The organism is Mycobacterium sp. NGS58 (genome assembly GCF_059812385.1).
In genome coordinates, this window is record NZ_JCALCO010000010.1 from 26648 (window position 1) to 45524 (window position 18877).

Sequence of the window (18877 nt, forward strand, 5' to 3'; positions counted from 1 at the left end):
AACGAGCGCTGGTTGCCAACGGGCCGCGAAACGAAGACTTCGCGGGTCCAGGAACGGCGGCCTGCGCTGAAAGCGCTGGTAAGGCTGGCGCCCGGTTCGCCGTCCCGCCCGGGATGTTTCGGCGAAGCGATAACTGCGTGCTCATCTCGGCGGTAGGCTGCGGAGCAGGTTGAGTTCACAGCTGCGTCTCTAACGGGAGCGGTGCGCAAAGCACTGTTCACTCCCTCCTTAACGACAGTCGATAGGCGCTCTCATGGCTGCTATTCACTCCGCAAACTCAGCGGACAAATCCGAACCCCCGCGGTGCCGGTACATGGCTCACTTCGGCCGGGCACAGCTGTTCGTCTATGCGCCCAACTTGGGCACGGTCCTGCGCGTCGACGGCGAAATCGACGCCTCGAACGCGACGGATCTCACCCAGGCGATCAGAAACTTCGCCCGGCTCAAGACTCCCCTGGTTCTTGACCTCAGCCATCTGCGTTTCGTCAGCGTGGAGGGCTTCCGGGCCCTGCTGTTCCTCAACGACGAGCTGCGCAAGGCGCGCGTGTACTGCGGCATGGTCGGCGGCACGGCGGTCCGTCCCCTGTTGCGCATCGTGCATCACTACGGTTTGCCGATCGCCGGCTCGGTGCCCGAGGCGTTTCAGATCCTCGAAGACATGCTCAGGGCGAGACGCCAGGTCCTGTCCGGCCGGCCGCGGCCTAGACCGGTCCGGGCACACGCCGCGCACAGCGCCGCGTCGTAATAATCGGTTAACCTTCTGCGGCGGTTAGGGTTTCGGCCCGTCACCCAGCTCGTCCTGAAAGCAGCGCAACGCGTCGATCAGCGCGGTGAAGACTCGATGCGCGGCGGTCAGGTCGGCATCGGGTAGGTCCGCAAGTGCGACTCGGGCATGCGCGTTGAGCGGACTGAAGAACGACCGGGCCGTGGCCATACCGGATTCATCGTTACGCAACACGACTTTTCGGCGATCGGCCGGGTCGTTGTCGCGACGGATATGACCGGCGCCGATCAGCCGGTCAACCAGATAGGTGATCGCCGACCCCGACAGCCCCATTCGCTGACTGAGGTCGCTCGAGGTCATCGGTCGCCCGCCCATCTCCGCCACCATGATGTAGAGAAGGGCGCGAAAATCATTGGGCCGCAAGCTATGTATGAGCGCGAACAACCGACCGATCTGATCGGACTCGGTTGAAAGCTCCCGCAGATCGGCCGATATCAGCGATTCCAGCTCATCACGGCCGAAGCGCTGCGCATCAGCGTCCATAACGCTGTGAGCATATCGCCGATCGAGGTGACATTTCAGTTACTTAAATGTTCAGCATGCTGTGGCCGCCGGCGATCGGCAGTCGACGGAGCGCTCGAGTGGCGCCAACCGATGAACTTCATTAAGTTAATGTTTAAGTTATTGAAAGAGGTGGTACATCGTAGCGGTCGGCGCGAGGGCGCGTCTGACGGTACGTGCTGTGGTTTTGCCCGCCTCATCGGCGGGTATGACGCGTGTGTTCGGTCGCCCAGGACTGGACACACCAAGCTGTCCGGAAGGGAGCGCTTGGGACAGTATGAGAGCTTTGTCGTTTTCACCCGCCGATACGCCGGTGGCGATCGGTTGGCTCAGCGCTGACGATTTCGAAGCGTGGCGGTCGAACCTGCGGCGGATGGTGTTGGGCGATGTGGCCGATTTCATCGCCGCGCGACGTTCCGGCGACCTGGACGAGCTGCGCATCGACGCCGCGGGAGACATCCTGGTTGAGTTCGTCTCCGGCGGCAAATGCCTGCGATCGACGTTCGCATACCTGGGCTGGCTGTGCGGTGCGGCGCCCGACGACGCAGCCCTGCGGGCGGCGGCCAGTTTCGAGTTGCTGCACGCTTTCGCCCTGCTCCAAGACGATGTCATGGATGGGTCCGACGAACGGCGCGGCCGTCCGTCGGCGCACCGGCAATTCGGCCAATGGCATCGCGACCGCGGATTGTCCGGCTCGTCGCGACGATTCGGTGAATCGGCGGCCATTCTGCTGGGCGACCTCTGCCTGATCTGGGCCGAGCAGATGCTGCGCGAAAGCGGCGTCGACCCCCGGCGTCTGCAACGCGCGTGGCCGCGCTATGACGCCATGCGCACCGAGCTCGCCGTCGGGCAGTTCGCCGACCTGACCAACGACGCGCGGCACACCCCCGGACTGGACGTCGTGCTCGACGTGGCGCGGCGTAAGTCGGGCAACTACACGGTGCGCCGGCCGCTGGAAATCGGCGCCGCAATGGGCGAGTGCGACGTTCGAACGTTATCCCAACTGGGCCGCTACGGCGCGGTCGTCGGCGAGGCATTCCAGCTTCGCGACGACATCCTCGGCGTTTTCGGTTCGCCGGCGGTAACGGGCAAGCCAAGCGCAGGCGACCTGCTCGAGCGCAAGGCGACGAGCGTCGTGGTGGCCGCCCACCAACTGGCCGATGCGCCGACCCGGCGTGAACTGGTCGAGCTCGCGAACCGTGAGACCCTCGACGACAACGCGATCGACCGGTGGAAGGCGCTGATCGTCGAGACCAAAGCGGTGCAACTAATCGAGCAGATGATCGACGACCGTGTCGCTTCCGCGCGCGATCATCTGCGCGACCTGCCGATCGACGAACCGGTTCGCACCGCGCTGGCCGAAATGGCGGCTGTCTGTACGGATCGCGTTAGATGAGTAGCACCAACCGGGGAGCCTGTTGATCATGCGGACCATCGAAGGGCGCGGAGATCACGTGGTGGTGATCGGCGCCGGGCTGGCCGGCCTCTCCGCGGCGATGCACCTGGCCGGCCGCGGGCGGGCAGTCACGGTGGTGGAGCGCGAGTCCTGGCCCGGCGGGCGCGCCGGCCGCCTCGACATCGACGGCTATCGGATCGACACCGGGCCGACGGTGCTCACCATGCCGGACATCATCGACGAGACGTTCGCGGCCGTGGGCGAACGGCTCTCCGATCGCTTGGAGTTGTTGACGGTCGACCCGGCGTACCGCGCCGTGTTCGCCGACGGCAGTGCGCTCGATGTGCACAGCGACGCCGATCGGATGGCCGACGCCGTCGCGGAGTTCGCTGGCTTCGGGCAGGCAGCGGGCTACCGACGGCTTCGACAGTGGCTGACGCGGTTATACCGCACCGAATTCGACGGATTCATCGCCGCGAACTTCGATTCGCCGCTGTCCCTGCTCACCCCGCAGTTGGCGCACCTGACCGCGATCGGTGGCTTTCGCAAGTGGGACCGGATGGTCAGGCGGTACATCACCGACCCACGGTTACGGCGAATCTTCACCTTCCAATCGCTGTACGCCGGCGTCGCGCCGCGTGACGCTCTGGCGGTCTACGCGGTCATCGCCTACATGGACACCATCTCGGGGGTGGTGTTCCCGCGCGGGGGCGTACGCGCGCTCCCCGACGCGCTGGCCGCAGCCGCCGCCGAAGCCGGTGTCCGATTCTGTTACGGCGCAACAGTTACCGCGCTCGAACGCACGGGCGGTCGGGTCACCGCCGTGGTGACCGAGCAGTCCGGGCCCATCGCCTGCGACGCGGTGGTGCTGACCACCGAGCTGCCGCAGACCTACGCCTTGCTGGGCCGCACACCGCGCCGCGCGCTGCGTCTGCGCGCCTCACCCTCGGCTGTCGTGGCGCACCTGGGTTGCCCCGCCGTCGCATCCGAGACGGCCCACCACACCATCCTCTTCGGCGAGGCGTGGGATCAGACGTTCACCGACATCGTCGACGACGGACAACTCATGCGGGACCCGTCGTTGCTGGTCACCCGGCCGACCGCCAGCGATCCCACCCTGGCTCCGGAGGGACGCGACCTGCTTTACGTGCTCGCCCCGACGCCGAACCTGGATCGGGGCACCATCGACTGGGCCAGCACCGGCGGCGCCTACGTCGAGGACATGATCTCGCACGTCGCCGACCGGATGCTGCCCGGCTTGCCGCACGACGCAACGGTTTTGGATGTCGTCACGCCGGCCGACTGGGCGCGCCAGGGCATGGCGGCCGGCAGCCCGTTCGCGCTCGCTCACACGTTCGGTCAGACGGGACCGTTTCGTCCGGGCAACATGGTGCGCGGCATCGGCAATGCGGTGCTCGCCGGATCGTCCACGGTGCCCGGCGTCGGAGTCCCGACCACGCTGATCTCCGGCCGGCTCGCCGCCGACCGTGTCACCGGCGTCCCCACCCGATCGACCGCGCACTTCGACATGAAAGCCGGTTTGCCATGATGCGCAGCGAGTTGGCCGCGGCGGGAATCGACGATCCGCGGCTGCGCGACGGATACCGCCAATGCCGCGAACTCAACGCCGCCCATGGCCGCACCTTCTTTCTGGCCACCCGGCTGCTCGCGCCCGACCAGCGGCCGCCCGTGCACGCGCTGTACGGCTTCGCCCGATACGCCGACGACATCCTCGACGATCTCGACCCTCGGGTGGGCCCCGACGTCCGCGGCCAGCGCCTGCAGCAGTTGTCCGAGCGATTCTTCTCCAGCGACGCTCACTTGGACGATCCGCTGGTGGCCGCGGTCACCGACACCGTGCGGCGCTATCAGATCAGCGCCGGGCTGTTCGAGGACTTTCTGGCTTCGATGCGGATGGATCTCACCGTCACCGACTATCCCGACCGAAAAGCCCTCAACCTGTACATGCGAGGCTCCGCGGAAGCCATTGGGCTGCAAGTGCTTCCGATACTGGGCACGGTGGCGCCCGCGCAGGAGGCCGCCCCGTATGCCGCGGCACTGGGCCGGGCGTTCCAGCTGACCAACTTCCTGCGTGATATCGACGAGGATTTGCAGCGCGGCCGGGTGTACCTGCCGGCCGACGAACTGGCCGCCGAGGGCGTCGACCGAGAGCTGTTGATGTGGTGTCACGCGCACCGCCGCACTGACCCTCGGGTGCGCCGGGCCCTGATCACCCAGCATGAAATCACCCGGCAAACCTACCGATTCGCCACGGAAGGGATCGCCACGCTGGCGGCCCGATCGCGACCGTGCGTGGCGACCGCGGCGGCGCTGTACTCAGAAATCTTGGACTGCATCGAAAGAAGTGACTTCGCGGTGTTCGATCACCGCGCCACCGTCGGTAACGCGCGACGGCTTCGAGTCGCCGGCGCGGGACTGATACGGTCGTGGCGAGCGCGGAACAGCGCGCGGGGCGTTCGTCAATCGGGGGCCGCATGAGCGATCGGTGGCAATACCTGGCTGTGCTCGCCGCATGCCTGGTGATCACCGCGCCGCTGGAGATCTTCGGCCCCGGCGTCTACCGGCAGTGGCGCCGGGTCATCAAGGCGATCGCTCCGGTGGCAGTCGTGTTTCTGGTTTGGGACGAGATCGCGGTCGCCGCGCACGCGTGGACCTATGACCGCGCATACCTGTGCGGCCTGAGCATCCCGTTCCGGGTGCCGATCGAAGAGGTGTTGTTCTTCCTCGTCATTCCGTTGTGCGCGTTGCTGACCTACAACGCCGTGACCACCATCCTGGAAAGGGTGCACCGCCGATGACCGGCCTCGGCTACACCCTGCCGGCCGCGTTGGCGGTATTAGTGGTCTGCGCAATGGAATTGGCGATACTGCGAACCGGGCTCTTCCGGCGCCCGGCGTACTGGCTGTCGATGTTGATCGTGCTGGGATTCCAGATCCCCGTGGACGGCTGGCTGACCAAACTCAGCTCTCCCATCGTCAGCTATGACGACAGGCAACTGAGTGGCGTGCGTTTCCCGTTTGACATCCCGATCGAAGATTTTCTGTTCGGTTTCGCACTGGTCACCGCGGTGCTGCTGCTGTGGGAGCGGCAACGTGCGCGTCGGTGATGCGAGCACCGGTGAGTTGGCGGCCGCGTTCGACGCGGGAGCGGCGGCCTACGACCGCCTGGTCGGCGCCAGCCCGGGCTACCACGCGCAGCTGACTTTGTCGGCTCGACGGATGCGGATTCCGGCCCGCGGCAAAGGGTTACGGTTGCTCGATGCCGGATGCGGCACGGGCGCCTCGACGGCCGCGCTGCTCGCCGCCGCGCCCGAAGCCGACATCGTCGCCGTCGACGCGTCGCGGGGAATGCTCGACGCGGCGCTCGCGAAGCGCTGGCCCGACTCGGTGCGCTTCGTGCACACGCCCGTCGAGCAGCTGGAAGAGCACGGGATCACGGGTCCGTTCGACGGCATCCTGGCCGCCTACCTGATCCGCAACGTCGCCGACCGCGACGCGCAGCTGCGCAAGTTCCGCGAGCTGTTACGCCCGGGCGGCACGCTGGCGGTGCACGAATATTCGGTGGCCGACTCCCGCGCGGCGACCCGGATCTGGCACGCCGTGTGTTGGGGCATCATCATCCCCGCCGGGTGGTGGCGCACCCGGGACGCCGGCCTGTACCGCTACTTGTGGCGCAGCGTGCTGGCGTTCGACGGCGTCGCCCGGTTTCGGATTCGGCTTGCCGACGCCGGTTTCACCGCGGTGCACAGCGAGACGATGCCCGGCTGGGAGGCCAACATCGTGCACACTTTCCTGGCGGACGCGCCGCCATGACCGCCGATCGGCGTCGCCGAACATTCGCCGCGTCAACGGGGTTGCCGGATGCCGCTGAGCTCGCGTCGCGCCCGCGGGTGGCCGTCGTCGGCGGCGGGATCGCCGGGCTGGCGGCCGCCACCGGGCTGGCCGAGCGCGGCGTCGCCGTGGAGGTCATCGAAAGCGAGCGCTACCTCGGCGGCCGGGTGGGGGGCTGGACCGAGCGGGACGGCGGCGCCGAGCTTGCGATGAACCGCGGATTCCACGCGTTCTTCCGGCAGTATTACAACCTGCGCGCCCTGCTGAGCCGAATCGACCCGCAACTGCGAATGCTCACTCCCGTCGAGGATTACCCGCTGATCGACGGGGCGGGGCGGCGCGACAGCTTCCGCGGGCTACCGCGCACCCCACCGTGGAACGCCGTGATATTCGCGGCGCGCAGCCCCACATTCCGGCTGCGTGACTTCGCCCGAATCGACGCCCGCGCGGCCGCACCCCTGGCGGCCGTGTCGGTGCCCGGCACGTATGAGCGCCTGGACCACACCGACGCCGCGACGTTTCTCGAGGACATCCGCTTCCCCGAGGCCGCACGGCATCTGGCGTTCGAGGTATTCTCCCGCAGCTTCTTCGCCGACCCCTCCCAGCTCTCCGCGGCCGAGTTGGCGACCATGTTCCACATCTACTTCCTGGGGTCGTCCGAAGGCCTGATCTTCGACGTGCCGTGCGCGAACTACGACAGCGCCCTGTGGCAGCCGTTGCGTGGCTACCTCGAAGGGCGGGGCGTTCGGTTCCGGCTCGCCACCAAAGTGCTGAGCATCGGCACGGAGTCCACCAAGTCCCTGCGGGTCCGCACCGATTCCGATGACCACTCCGACGTCGACGCCGTCGTATTGGCCACTGACATAACGGGTTTGCAGCGGATCGTTGCGGCGTCGAGCGACCTGGGCACCGACGACTGGCGCGCCCAGATATCGCGGCTGGGCACCGCGCCACCGTTCGCCGTGCATCGGTTGTGGCTCGACCGCCCGGTGGCGGCGCACCGGCCGGCGTTTCTGGGTACGGCGGGCCATGAGCCGCTCGACAACATCAGCGTGCTGGAGCGCTACGAACGCGAAGCCTGCAACTGGGCCGCCGCGCATCACGGTTCCGTCGTCGAACTGCACTCGTACGCACTCGATTCCGCGCCGCCCCGCGCCGCCGCGCTACGACAACTGCACAGGATCTATCCGGAAACCGCTGGGGCACAGATCGTCCACGAGAGGCTGCTGCACCGCAGCGACTGCCCGCTGTTCTCACCCGGCTCCTATCCCCACCGCCCGCCGGTCACCACGCCCACGCCGGGCCTGGTGTTGGCCGGCGACGCCATCCGCATCGACTTGCCGGTGGCACTCATGGAGCGCGCCGCCACCACCGGCTGGTGCGCCGCGAACGAACTCCTGCAACGATGGGGGTTGGCCGGACACCCGTTGGCCACGGTACCCACCCAAGGCCGGTCACCACTGCTGCGATGGCTTGCCGACCGCGAAAGACCCAGCCGACCATGAAGATCCGCGAACAGCTGAGGCAACGCCTGTCCGCCACCCGGACCAAAGGGTGGCCGCTTGAAGTGCTCCCACGCATGTCATGGGCGGGTCAGCGTCCCACATATCGTGACGCACAACCGGCCATCATCGAGGGCGCGCTGCGGCGCTCGCAGCGCAAACCCACCGGCAACTGGTACGCGTTCGCCGCCAGTGACCAGGTGCGCGGCGGGCGACCCTTCGGCACGCGCGTCGCGGGTGTCGGGCTCGTCGCCTGGCGCGAAGAACTGGGCAGGCTGTGCGTGGGGCCGCGGAGCTGTCCCCATCTGGGCGCAGACCTGGCCACCGGCACCGTGCACCGGGGCGCGCTGATCTGCCGCTGGCACGGACTGAAACTCGACGGACGCGCCCGCGAATTCGGCTGGAGCCCGTTGCCCAGCCACGACGACGGTGTCCTGGCATGGGTGCGGCTCGACGCGGAGGGCAAGGAGGAACCGCTCGATCGGCCGGTGATTCCGCAGCGGCCGACCGGCGACACGCTCAACGCGGTCGCGCGCATGGTGGGTGTGTGCGAGCCGACTGACGTCATCGCCAACCGCCTCGATCCGTGGCACGGCGCGTGGTATCACCCCTACTCGTTCACCCGGCTCGAGGTGCTCACGACGCCCACCGAACAGGTCGACCGATTTTTGGTGGCGGTGACGTTCCGGATGGGACGCCTGGGGGTCCCCGTCGTCGCGGAGTTCAGTTGCCCGGAGGCGCGCACCATCGTCATGCGCATCGTGGATGGAGAAGGTACCGGCAGCGTTGTCGAGACCCACGCGACGCCAATGGGTTCGGGTCCTGATGGCCGACCGCGCACCGCCGTCCTGGAAGCAACCATCGCGCATTCGGACCGGCCCGGTTTCACGCGGGCCTCGCGGGCGGCGCCATTGATCACGCCCTTCATGCGCTATGCGGCCACCAAGCTATGGCGCGACGATCTCGCCTACGCCGAACGCCGCTACCAGGTGCGCACGGGAATCGGGTAGCCCGGCGCCAAGCGCTGCGCGTGCAAGAATTCCCACCGTGCGCAAGCTCTACGCCGCCGTCGTCGCGGTGACCGTCGGCGCTCATCTGGCCTACCTGCTGTACGTGCCGTGCGGAGGCTTCCTCGCCCTGCGCTGGCCGAAGTCGATCCTGCTGCACGTACCGGCGGTGGCCTGGGGCGTCGCGGTCGTGGCGCTGCGGCTGCGCTGCCCGCTGACGTCAGTGGAATCGTGGGCGCGCCGTCGCGCGGACATGGATCCGCTGCCCACGTCCGGATTCATCGACCGGTATGTCACCAGACATTTCGTGCCGCCCGGCTGCGTCGGCGCTGCGCAGGCGCTGGCGTTCACCGCCGCCGCCGTGTCATGGGCTGTACTCGCCCGCCGGGGCACCGGCCGAGGGCGCCGCTGCATGCCGACCGCCGGCTGACCGCCGCCGCAGAACCCACAGCACACCACCCACGAGCAGGACCGCCAGCACGGCCACGGTGGGCCACATGGCCAGTTGCGCGAGCCACAAACGTCGTTGCAGGCGCAACACCTTGCGCTCCGCACGCCCCAGGCGCCGGGAAGTCTCGATCACAGTCATCGTCAGATCAGATACCCGAGGCGCACCCCGTCAAACCGCCGTGCGGCCCCGCTTGGCAGAACCGCTTAACTATTCAGTTGCTGAAACACCGGTATCGATGATTCGGGCCGCCGTGCGGCGGGAATGCCATAGGCCAACGCGGGGAGGAAGCAGATGAGCGACGGGGCCAGCACCGACATTGACGGCGTTGCAAAGGCTGTGGGACGAGTGACGGAGGCGCTGGAAACCATCGAGCGCGCCGGCGGACACCTGTATTCCTTCCATCAGCTCACCGGTCGCGCCGACCTGCAACTCGACGAGGCGGTGGCGCGGCTGAACGAAATCGGCCGGGCCGAGCTGGCGCAACACATCAGCCGCGAGCTGATCGGGCGCAACGTCTTGGCGGGCCGGTGGAGCTTCCAGGTCGTCGAGGAGTATGACGACGGCTACTACCGCTGTTTCAGCGAGACCGAACGGCTGGTGCGAAAGCTACTCACCGACGGCCGCCGTCACGTCCACGAGACCGCGTTGAAAGAGCGGCGGCGCACCGCAGGCAATTCGGCCCACACCGCGTCCCCCGGAGATGAATCGACGAAAGGTGAGCCCCGATGAGCGGCAACGAATTCAGCAAGGGTGACAAGGTCGAGTGGCAAAGCCACGGCACCACCGTCCGGGGCACGGTCGAGAGCAAGATCACCTCCGACACCGAAGCCGCCGGCCGCACGGTACGGGCGTCCGAAGACGAGCCGCAGTACAAGGTGCGCAGCGACAAGACGGGCGCCGACGCGGTGCATAAGCCGGGCGCACTACGCCGCGTAAAGTGATGCGCATCAACAGGATCCACGAGGAATGAGCATGGCCGACGACCAACAAACCACCTGGGAGCGCTTTCAGGACACCGTTAACATGACCGCCCACGAACTGGAAAAGTGGCTCGACACCGAGGAATCGAAGAGCGTCGGGCAAAAGCAGGGCGGCGACGAGTCCACCGGTCATGCCAGCGGCCGTCACATCGTCAAGATTCTGAAGGCCAAACGTGCCGACCTCACCGACGCCGACTTCGCCCACATGCGCAAGGTGGTCGGCTACGCCCATCGCCACCTGGCGCAACGTCCGCACGGCAAGATCGACGAGAGCCCATGGCGATACTCCTTGATGAACTGGGGGCACGACCCCGCGAAGTCGCGCTAGTGCCTGCTGCCTGCGGCTGAGCGGCCGCGGGTGCCGTAGGCTGAGGGCCGTCGATCGCACCGCGCACGCTGCGGGCGTCTTCGCTCTCAGCGTGTGCGCGACATGGGCTACAAAAGGAGAACCGCCCGAGCGTTTCGTCGGCCGCGATCGGCGGTCGCCGATACGCCGGCCGGCGTGTCTTGCAAGAAGGATGCGGGTAAGTGACCAAGCGCGTCGCCGCTGACCGGCGATTAGACCGAGCCGAACTCGAGAAATTGATGTCGGTCGACATGCGCGCGATCACTGCGCAGTCCGACCGAATAGGCCGGCACTTCGCCCGCCAAAACGACGTCAGCGGCACCGACTTCCACGCGTTGCTGCACATCATGGTCGCCGAAACCGCCGGCGAACCGTTGACCGCGGCTCAGTTGCGCCGACGCATGGACGTGTCACCGGCCGCCATCACCTATCTTGTCGATCGCATGATCGACGCCGGCCACGTCCGGCGCGAGCCCGATCCCCAGGACCGGCGCAAGACCCTGCTGCGCTACGAAAAGCCGGGGATGGCCCTGGCCCGGTCGTTTTTCACTCCCCTTGGGAGCGAACTACATACTGCGCTGGCCGACCTTCCCGATCGCGACCTGGCGGCGGCACATCGGGTGTTCACGTCGATGATCGAGGCGATGGCCGCCTTCGAATCCCGACTCGCCGCAACAGGTCCGAAAGTCTCAGCCGCCCAGGCGAAGCGCGCGCCGACGAAAGGCCGTCGCAGTACGGCTAAACGCGGCGATCAATGAACCGGCCACTCGGCAACGCGGCCCAGTAGCCGCTGCTCGATCAGGTCGGCACCGCGGGCAACACCTCCCGTCGCGGCGAATCCGGCGGCCACCCGGCGCGCGCCGTCGACCATTGTCATCGCCTCGCACACCTTCGCCCGCAGCCGCGCCGCGGTGAGCCTCTTGGCGGGCAGGCGGGTACCGCACCGGGCAACCTCCACCCGCCGCGCGACCTCTGCCTGGTCGCGCGCGAAGGGCACGACACAGACCGGTACGCCGCGATCGAGGGCCTTCAGCGTCGTGCCCATCCCCCCGTGCGTGATCGCGCAACGGGCTTTGTCGAGGATGGCCGCGTGCGGCACGAATCGGCATACGGTCGCGTTCGCCGGTTGCGGCAAATCGGCGGGTATGCCGGCCGGGAACGTCGCCACCACATGAACGTCCTCGTCGGCCAGCGCGCGCAAGGCGATGCGTCCAAGGACCTCGTCGGCCTGCCGCAGCGAGGACGTGTTCACCAGCACCATCGGACGATCGATCGCGTCGATCCACTCCGGTGTCGCCGTCGGTGCGGGCTCGAATACACAGGCGCCGATGTGGTGCACCAGGCCGGCCCATCCGGGATGCGGGTATTCGAACGGCGGCCCACCGACGGCCAACACCAGAGGGGCTCGCCGTATGAAGCCGTCCACCGATGTCACCGGCGGGACTCCCAGTTCGGCACGAATAGCGTTGATGCGGGGCAACATTGGCCGGTCGAACACATACCTGACGATCGGCCGCACCCCGGCGTCGCGGATGTCGCCGGCAAGGCCGGGTAGCGGACGCATTCCGGGACCGAATGGTGGCACTCCAGCCGAACGCAGGTACGGCGTGAACGGTGAGAACAGCAGCCACGGAATGTTCCCGGCGTCGGCGGCCGACAAAGCCCCCCAGCAGTTCGCATCGACGATCACCGCATCCGGTCGGATCGCGTCCACCGCGCGCCGAAAGTCGTCGACCTCCAGCAGGGCCCGCCGGCACAGCACGTCGATCGATAGCTTCAGCACTCCCAGCGCGTTTCGCGCTTCCCAATCGTTTCCGGCAATGGCCTCGATGGCCGGGTCGACCGGCTCGGCGTGCATGCCGGCCGTCCGCATCGTCGAGACACCGGCCGCCATGGTGCGCAGATGAACGTCATGGCCGCGTCCGGCCAGCTCGGCCAGCAGCGCCCCAGTCGGCAGCAGATGCCCCAAGGCGGGCGACCCGTACGCCAGGATGACAGCCACGTCGTCTGTACCTAGTGGATGGCGATGAGGTCGACGTCGCGCAGGTCCGCCAGCTTTGCGGCACCGCAGCCGTGCAGGCAGATCCGAAGCTCGTCGATGAACGGCTGCAACCAATCGACCACCGCCGCAGTGGATTCGATCGCGGCACCCAGCAGTGGCCGCGCCACCGCCACCACATCGGCGCCCAGCGCGATCGCCTTGGCCGCATCCATACCGGTACGGATTCCACCCGACGCGACCAGTGGGATCGCCGGCAGCACCTCACGCACCTCCACGATGGCGCGAGCGGTGGGGATACCCCAGTCAGCCAGGTGCGGATAGCGCAGTTCGCCGTATCGTACGAACTGCTCGACCCGCGACCACGACGTGCCACCGGCGCCCGCGACGTCGATTCCGGCGACCGGCAATTCGCCTTCGGCGCCGACGAGCTCCGCGGCCGCCACGCCGCCGATCCCGTGCCCGACCTCCTTGAGCAGCACCGGGCAGCCAATGGTGTCGGTCGCCTCGCGCAGCCTGCTCAGCGATCCGGAGAAATCCGTGTCACCGTTGTGCTGCACCGCTTCCTGCAGCGGATTGGTATGCACGGCAAGCGCGTCGGCGCCCACCCGGTCGAGCGCCTTCGCCAGATCCGGCACGGCGTCCTTGGTCAGTTGAGCCAGGCCGATGTTGCCGAAAAGCAAGACGTTCGGGGCCACATCGCGCACCGTAAAGCTCTGAGCGGCGCGCTCACCCAGCGCACTGTCCAGCATGATCCGCTGTGAACCCAGCATCATGCCCAGGCCCAGCTGCTGGGCGGCCGCGGCCAGATTGCGGTTGATCGTCCGCGACAGCTCGGCGCCCCCGGTCATCGCACCGATGAGTATCGGCGACTGGAGGTCGACGCCGAAAAAGTTGGTGGACAAGTCGATGTCGCCCAGATTGGTCTGGGTGAGCGCGTTGTAGGGCAGTTCGTAGCGATCTAGCCCGGTTGCGACTCCCTCATATCCGACCGGCTCGTTCAGGCAGACGTCGATGTGCCGCCGCTTGCGGCTCTTCATCTCCCCCCGGTCAGCGGTCATCGTAGGTACCCCCTCGCATCCGACGCTGGTCACAGCGTGCATTCATAATGTCCATAGTGCCCCCTGTCATGCATCGCCGGCGCTGCCGCGTGGCAATGCTTCATTTCAGTTGATTAATGTTTAACAAACTGAAAGGGTTGTGTTCGTGATGTGGGATTCCGTGGCCGCCGCCGTGACGGGCCGGCGTTCCTGGCTGGTCGCGCTGGCCACGGCCCTGCTCGGTGTCGCATTCATGGTTCTCGTCGGCAGCAATGCCGCGGCGGGCCAATCGCCGCGATCCGTGCCGGTCGATGCGCAGTCGGCGCAGGTCGACGCCCTGGCCAAGCAGTTTCCGGGAGGTGACAAAGCGCCGCTGATCGTTGTGGTCAGCCGGACCGACGGTGGAGCGCTGCGCCCCGCCGATATGGCCGCCGCCCAGGCCGCGCTGAACCGGGTGCAGGCGGCCCGGCCCGGGACGATCACGCCTGCCGCACCTGTGCTGCCGGCGCGGGACGCCAAGGCGGCCCTCGGCGTCGTGCCGATCAGCTCCGACTTGTCCGGGCTTGCCCTGGGCGACGCCGTCGCCGCGCTGCGCCGCGCCGCCGCCGATGGTCTGCCCGCGGACCTGCAGGCTCACGTGACGGGCGGCCCGGCGTTCGGCGCCGACATCGCGAGCGCGTTCACGAACGCAAACGTCACCCTGCTCGCGGTCACGACGTCGGTGGTGGCGCTGCTGCTGATCGCCACCTACCGCTCCCCGGTGCTGTGGCTGGTGCCGCTGCTCGTGGTTGGGTTCGCCGATCGCGTGGCCGCGGCGGTCGGCACGGCGATGGCGTCGCTGACCGGGCTGAGCTTCGATGGCGCCACTTCCGGGATCACCAGCGTGCTGGTTTTCGGTGCCGGCACTAATTACGCGCTGTTGCTGATATCTCGATATCGCCAAGAGCTCCGGCGCCATACCGGACATCGGGCGGCCTTGCGCCGGGCCGTGCGCAGGGCGGGACCGGCCATCGTCGCCAGCAACGCCACCGTGGTGCTGGCGCTGCTCACCCTGCTGTTCGCGTCCACGCCGAGCACCCGCAGCCTGGGCGCACTGGCGGCGTGCGGCCTGGTGGTCGCCGCGATTTCGGTGCTGGCGATCCTGCCCCCGCTGCTGGCCGTATGCGGCCCGCGATTGTTTTGGCCGTTCATCCCACACGCCGGGGGCGAAAAGACCCCCGATTCCGGCGGATGGCATCGCGTCGCGGAATGGGTGGGCGGGCGACCCGCCATAGTCGCGGCTGTCTCTATCGCGGCGCTGGCGGCCCTTGGCGCCGGCTTGTTGGGAACTCGGATCGGCTTGTCGCAGACCGAGCAGTTCCGGATACACGCGGACTCGGTAACCGGTTACAACGTAGTGGCCGAACACTTTCCGGCGGGCGTGGCGAATCCGACACTCGTCGTCAGCACTACCGACCACACCGCGCCGGTGCAACGGGCAATCACGTCCACCCCCGGCGTCGTGTCGGTGACCGAATCCGGCCGATCGGCATCCGGCCTGACGAAGTGGTCTGTGGTAATCGACGCACCGCCGTCGTCGCAGCGAGCATTCAATGTTGTTGCCGCGCTTCGTGATTCGACACGGGCTGCTGACCCCAGCGCAGTGGTGGGCGGCGCCGACGCGCAGGCCCTGGACGTTCGTGACGCGGCCACGCATGACCGGGTCCTGCTGATCCCGGCGATTCTGGCCGTCATCCTCGTCGTCCTTTACCTGCTGCTGCGGTCGGCCCTCGCACCACCGACGCTGCTGGCCGCAACGATTCTGGGCGCGCTGGCCGCGCTGGGCATGGGCGGCTGGGCAAGCCTGCACCTCTTCGGTTTCCCTGCGCTGGACAACACCACCCCGTTGTTCGCCTTCCTGTTCTTGGCGGCCCTCGGCGTGGACTACACAATCTTCCTCGTCACCCGGGCCCGCGAGGAAGCCGCACAGTACGGCGCCCGCGCGGGGATGGTGCGCTCGGTGTCGGCCACCGGGGGCGTGATCACCAGCGCGGGAATCGTTTTGGCGGCGGTGTTCTGCGTTCTCGGTGTACTGCCACTGATCGTCCTGACCCAATTGGGAATCATCGTGGGCCTGGGAATCCTGCTCGACACGTTCGTGGTGCGCACGCTGGTCATCCCGGCCCTGTTCGCCCTCATCGGCGACCGGATCTGGTGGCCAACCAGCCCCGGCCCCACCAAACCCCTTGAGCGACAAGCTGACCGCAAACAACCAGAACGGAGCACACCGTGAACAGGTCGATACTGGTAGCCACCAGCCTGGCCGTCGCCGCGGCCGCCGGCACCGGAAGCATCGCCAGCAGCAACGCCATTCCGCGGTGGTACTCGCGGCTTCGCAAGCCCTCCTATCAGCCGCCCCGTGCCGCCTTCCCCACCGTCTGGACCGCGCTCTACGGTGACATCGCGGCCACGTCCGCGGTGACCATCGACCGGTTTCGCGCGACCGGGCAGGATGACAGGGCGCGCACCTACACCGTGGCGCTGGCGCTGAACCTGCTGCTCAACGCCGGATGGAGTTGGCTGTTCTTCGGCTACCACAAACTCGGCGCGTCCGCGGTCGGTGCGGCGGCGCTGACCGCCAGCAGCGCCGATCTGGTCAGGCGCACCGCCCAAGCCACGCCGCGCGGCGGGCTGGCATTGCTGCCCTACCCGCTGTGGTGTGGCTTCGCGACCATCCTGTCCACGCACATCTGGCGACTCAACCGCTGAATCATGCCGGCACTGTTGTGGTTTCGCCGCGATCTGCGGCTGCGTGACCATCCCGCGCTCGTCGCCGCCGCCGAGAACGATGAGGTGCTCGCCTGCTTCGTACTCGACCCGCGCCTGGAAAAGTCGTCGGGGCAACGACGTCTGCAGTACCTGGGTGACTCGCTGCGGCGGCTGCGCGACGATCTTGACGGCCGGCTGCTGCTGGTCCGCGGGCAGCCGCACACGCAGATCCCGCGCATCGCCGAAGAGATCGGCGCATGCTCGGTGCACGTCTCCGAAGACTTCGCACCGTTCGGCAAGCGCCGTGACGAGCGGGTGCGTGCCGCGCTGGATTCGGTGCCGCTGGTCGCGACGGGGTCGCCGTATCTGATCTCGCCGGGGCGCGTCACGAAGCCGGACGGCTCGCCCTACAAGGTGTTCACCCCGTTCCTGCGTCAGTGGCAGAAGGCAGGCTGGCGCGAACCGGCCAAGTCGAACGCGAGCTCCGCACGCTGGCTGGATCCGGCGCAGCTGCGGATCAGGCAGTGCGAGATCCCCGATCCCGGCGCCGTTCTCGAGGTGCCCGCCGGCGAGGCAGCGGCGCGCAAACAGTGGAAGTCGTTCGTCGACAACGGATTACAGAGCTACGCCGAGGACCGTAACAGGCCCGACCTGACCGGAACCAGCCGCATGTCGGCGCACCTGAAGTTCGGTGCCATTCATCCGCGCACCCTGGCCGCCGACCTGGACCTGCGCGGGCACGGGGCGCAGGCCTTCCTGCGAGAGTTGGCCTTTCGCGACTTCTACGCCGACGTGCTGCACCACTGGCCGGCCAGCAGCTGGCGCAACTGGAACAGCGATTTCGACGGCATCCAGACCGACACCGGCGCCGAGGCCAAACGCCGCTTCGAGGCGTGGAAAGCCGGCGAGACGGGATTTCCCTTCGTCGACGCGGGGATGCGTCAGCTGCGCGACACCGGCTTCATGCACAACCGGGTGCGGATGATCGTGGCCTCGTTTCTGGTCAAGGACCTGCACCTGCCGTGGCAATGGGGCGCCGAATGGTTCCTGGACCAACTGGTGGACGGCGACATGGCGAACAACCAGCACGGCTGGCAGTGGTGCGCGGGCTGCGGTACCGACGCCGCGCCCTACTTCCGGATATTCAACCCGATCACGCAGGGCGAGAAGTTCGACCCATCGGGCGATTACATCCGGCGCTGGGTACCCGAGCTGCGCTCCGCCGCCGACGTGCACCTGAGCAAGGGCGAGCGGCCCGACGACTACCCAGCTCCCATCGTCGACCACGCCGCCGAGCGCAACGAGGCGCTGCGGCGCTACCAAAGTATCTGAACGAGCAGCCGCAAACCGCCGGCTAGCGGGCGGCCTTCTTGCGTTCGATGTCGGCCAGCGCGGCGGCCAGTTCGGCGCGTTGCGCGGCCGAACTCTCCCAGGCGAGCTGGCGGTTCTTGACCACCTTGGCAGGCGCTCCGACCGCGATGGAGTAGTCCGGGATCACCCCGCGGACCACCGCGTGCGACCCCAGCACGCAACCCCGTCCGACGGACGTGCCGCGCAGGACCGACACTTTCACGCCCACCCAGGTGTCTGGACCGATCCGGACCGGGGATTTGACGATGCCCTGGTCCTTGATCGGCATGTCGATGTTGTCCATGCGGTGGTCGAAATCGCAGACGTAGCACCAGTCGGCCATCAACACCGAATCACCGAGCTCGATGTCGAGGTAGGCGTTGATGACATTGTCGCGACCCAGCACCACCTTGTCGCCGAACCGCAGCGAGCCCTCGTGCGCGCGGATGGTGTTTTTGTCGCCGATGTGCACCCACCGGCCGATCTCGAGCTGCGAGAGTTCGGGCGTCGCGTGGATCTCCACACCTTTGCCGAGAAACACCATGCCGCGGGTGATGATGTGCGGGTTGGCCAGTTTGAACTTCAGCAGCCGCCAATAGCGCACCAGGTACCAAGGCGTATACGCGCGGTTGCGTAGCACCCATTTCAGCGAGGCCAGCGTGAGGAACTTGGCCTGGCGCGGGTCTCGGAGGTTCGATCCACGCCAGCGGCGATGGATCGGGGCACCCCACATGCTCGTCATGGCCGGACAGCCTAACTCGGTCATATACGTGCCCGCGAACCGCCACGGGTTACCCTCACCTGTACTCGATTGCCGCCGAACGGCCGGGTCTGCCCGCGAGCGGCCCGCCTCCCAAGAAGGGTTTGGAAAACCGAAGGTGCTTGCCCGACAACTCGTCAGTGGGCTCCGGCGTTGGTCATC

At 67.5% G+C, this 18877-nt stretch carries 21 protein-coding genes; 17 read left to right on the forward strand and 4 right to left on the reverse strand.

Features of this window, described 5'->3' with window-relative positions:
* Positions 1-313 precede the first annotated feature (313 nt).
* Positions 314-745: an STAS domain-containing protein gene (locus AC5Y4H_RS11750; protein ID WP_499981684.1), complete on the forward strand. Its 432-nt coding sequence runs from the start codon at positions 314-316 to the stop codon at positions 743-745.
* Between the two features lie 24 nt (positions 746-769).
* Here the strand turns inward: AC5Y4H_RS11750 and AC5Y4H_RS11755 are convergent, their stop codons facing one another.
* On the reverse strand, positions 770-1267 hold the full coding sequence (locus AC5Y4H_RS11755; protein ID WP_499981687.1) for a MarR family winged helix-turn-helix transcriptional regulator: 498 nt from the start codon (positions 1265-1267) through the stop codon (positions 770-772).
* Positions 1268-1562: 295 nt separating this feature from the next.
* Between AC5Y4H_RS11755 and AC5Y4H_RS11760 the strand changes: the two genes are divergently transcribed.
* The 13 genes from AC5Y4H_RS11760 to AC5Y4H_RS11820 all read left to right on the forward strand — a co-directional run bounded on the left by AC5Y4H_RS11760 (position 1563) and on the right by AC5Y4H_RS11820 (position 11576).
* Positions 1563-2681, forward strand: coding sequence for a polyprenyl synthetase family protein (locus AC5Y4H_RS11760; protein ID WP_499981689.1), 1119 nt, complete (start codon positions 1563-1565; stop codon positions 2679-2681).
* A 28-nt stretch (positions 2682-2709) separates the two neighbouring features.
* Positions 2710-4230: a phytoene desaturase family protein gene (gene crtI, locus AC5Y4H_RS11765; protein WP_499981691.1), complete on the forward strand. Its 1521-nt coding sequence runs from the start codon at positions 2710-2712 to the stop codon at positions 4228-4230.
* Positions 4227-5180 carry a phytoene/squalene synthase family protein gene (locus AC5Y4H_RS11770; RefSeq protein ID WP_499981693.1) on the forward strand — a complete coding sequence of 318 codons (954 nt, stop codon included), beginning with the start codon at positions 4227-4229 and terminating at the stop codon, positions 5178-5180. The genes crtI and AC5Y4H_RS11770 overlap by 4 nt, the downstream gene beginning before the upstream one ends.
* The gene (locus tag AC5Y4H_RS11775; RefSeq protein ID WP_499981696.1) at positions 5177-5500 is read left to right on the forward strand and encodes a lycopene cyclase domain-containing protein; all 324 of its coding nucleotides are present in this window, start codon (positions 5177-5179) and stop codon (positions 5498-5500) included. The genes AC5Y4H_RS11770 and AC5Y4H_RS11775 overlap by 4 nt, the downstream gene beginning before the upstream one ends.
* Complete coding sequence (locus AC5Y4H_RS11780; RefSeq protein ID WP_499981698.1) at positions 5497-5808, forward strand: lycopene cyclase domain-containing protein; 312 nt, start codon at positions 5497-5499, stop codon at positions 5806-5808. The genes AC5Y4H_RS11775 and AC5Y4H_RS11780 overlap by 4 nt, the downstream gene beginning before the upstream one ends.
* Positions 5795-6514, forward strand: coding sequence for a class I SAM-dependent methyltransferase (locus AC5Y4H_RS11785; protein ID WP_499981702.1), 720 nt, complete (start codon positions 5795-5797; stop codon positions 6512-6514). The genes AC5Y4H_RS11780 and AC5Y4H_RS11785 overlap by 14 nt, the downstream gene beginning before the upstream one ends.
* Positions 6511-8037, forward strand: coding sequence for an FAD-dependent oxidoreductase (locus tag AC5Y4H_RS11790; RefSeq protein WP_499981704.1), 1527 nt, complete (start codon positions 6511-6513; stop codon positions 8035-8037). The genes AC5Y4H_RS11785 and AC5Y4H_RS11790 overlap by 4 nt, the downstream gene beginning before the upstream one ends.
* Positions 8034-9044, forward strand: coding sequence for a Rieske (2Fe-2S) protein (locus tag AC5Y4H_RS11795; RefSeq protein WP_499981706.1), 1011 nt, complete (start codon positions 8034-8036; stop codon positions 9042-9044). The genes AC5Y4H_RS11790 and AC5Y4H_RS11795 overlap by 4 nt, the downstream gene beginning before the upstream one ends.
* 37 nt (positions 9045-9081) lie before the next feature.
* Positions 9082-9471, forward strand: a complete 390-nt coding sequence (locus AC5Y4H_RS11800) for a DUF2784 domain-containing protein (RefSeq protein ID WP_499981710.1) — start codon at positions 9082-9084, stop codon at positions 9469-9471.
* A 312-nt stretch (positions 9472-9783) separates the two neighbouring features.
* Entirely contained in the window at positions 9784-10221 is a 438-nt protein-coding gene (locus AC5Y4H_RS11805; protein WP_499981712.1) for a hypothetical protein, read from the forward strand.
* Positions 10218-10433, forward strand: a complete 216-nt coding sequence (locus tag AC5Y4H_RS11810) for a hypervirulence associated TUDOR domain-containing protein (RefSeq protein WP_499981714.1) — start codon at positions 10218-10220, stop codon at positions 10431-10433. The genes AC5Y4H_RS11805 and AC5Y4H_RS11810 overlap by 4 nt, the downstream gene beginning before the upstream one ends.
* A gap of 31 nt (positions 10434-10464) precedes the next feature.
* A complete protein-coding gene (locus AC5Y4H_RS11815; RefSeq protein WP_499981718.1) occupies positions 10465-10800 on the forward strand; it encodes a DUF3140 domain-containing protein in 336 nt (111 codons plus the stop codon).
* A 200-nt stretch (positions 10801-11000) separates the two neighbouring features.
* Positions 11001-11576, forward strand: a complete 576-nt coding sequence (locus AC5Y4H_RS11820) for a MarR family winged helix-turn-helix transcriptional regulator (protein ID WP_499981722.1) — start codon at positions 11001-11003, stop codon at positions 11574-11576.
* Here the strand turns inward: AC5Y4H_RS11820 and AC5Y4H_RS11825 are convergent.
* Positions 11570-12820 (reverse strand): glycosyltransferase, encoded by a 1251-nt coding sequence (locus AC5Y4H_RS11825; RefSeq protein ID WP_499981726.1) that lies wholly within the window; start codon positions 12818-12820, stop codon positions 11570-11572. The two genes, AC5Y4H_RS11820 and AC5Y4H_RS11825, sit on opposite strands and share 7 nt — an antisense overlap.
* Before the next feature lie 11 nt (positions 12821-12831).
* Entirely contained in the window at positions 12832-13878 is a 1047-nt protein-coding gene (fni, locus tag AC5Y4H_RS11830) for a type 2 isopentenyl-diphosphate Delta-isomerase (RefSeq protein ID WP_499981729.1), read from the reverse strand.
* Between the two features lie 148 nt (positions 13879-14026).
* Between fni and AC5Y4H_RS11835 the strand changes: the two genes are divergently transcribed.
* From AC5Y4H_RS11835 to AC5Y4H_RS11845, 3 genes are read left to right on the forward strand one after another with little or no spacing between them, the layout of a single operon-like run.
* Positions 14027-16129, forward strand: coding sequence for an MMPL family transporter (locus AC5Y4H_RS11835; protein ID WP_499982025.1), 2103 nt, complete (start codon positions 14027-14029; stop codon positions 16127-16129).
* Complete coding sequence (locus AC5Y4H_RS11840; RefSeq protein WP_499981730.1) at positions 16126-16605, forward strand: TspO/MBR family protein; 480 nt, start codon at positions 16126-16128, stop codon at positions 16603-16605. The genes AC5Y4H_RS11835 and AC5Y4H_RS11840 overlap by 4 nt, the downstream gene beginning before the upstream one ends.
* Positions 16606-16608: 3 nt before the next feature.
* On the forward strand, positions 16609-17937 hold the full coding sequence (locus AC5Y4H_RS11845; RefSeq protein ID WP_499981731.1) for a cryptochrome/photolyase family protein: 1329 nt from the start codon (positions 16609-16611) through the stop codon (positions 17935-17937).
* Between the two features lie 22 nt (positions 17938-17959).
* Here the strand turns inward: AC5Y4H_RS11845 and AC5Y4H_RS11850 are convergent, their stop codons facing one another.
* Entirely contained in the window at positions 17960-18697 is a 738-nt protein-coding gene (locus tag AC5Y4H_RS11850; RefSeq protein ID WP_499981734.1) for an acyltransferase, read from the reverse strand.
* Positions 18698-18877: the final 180 nt, after the last annotated feature.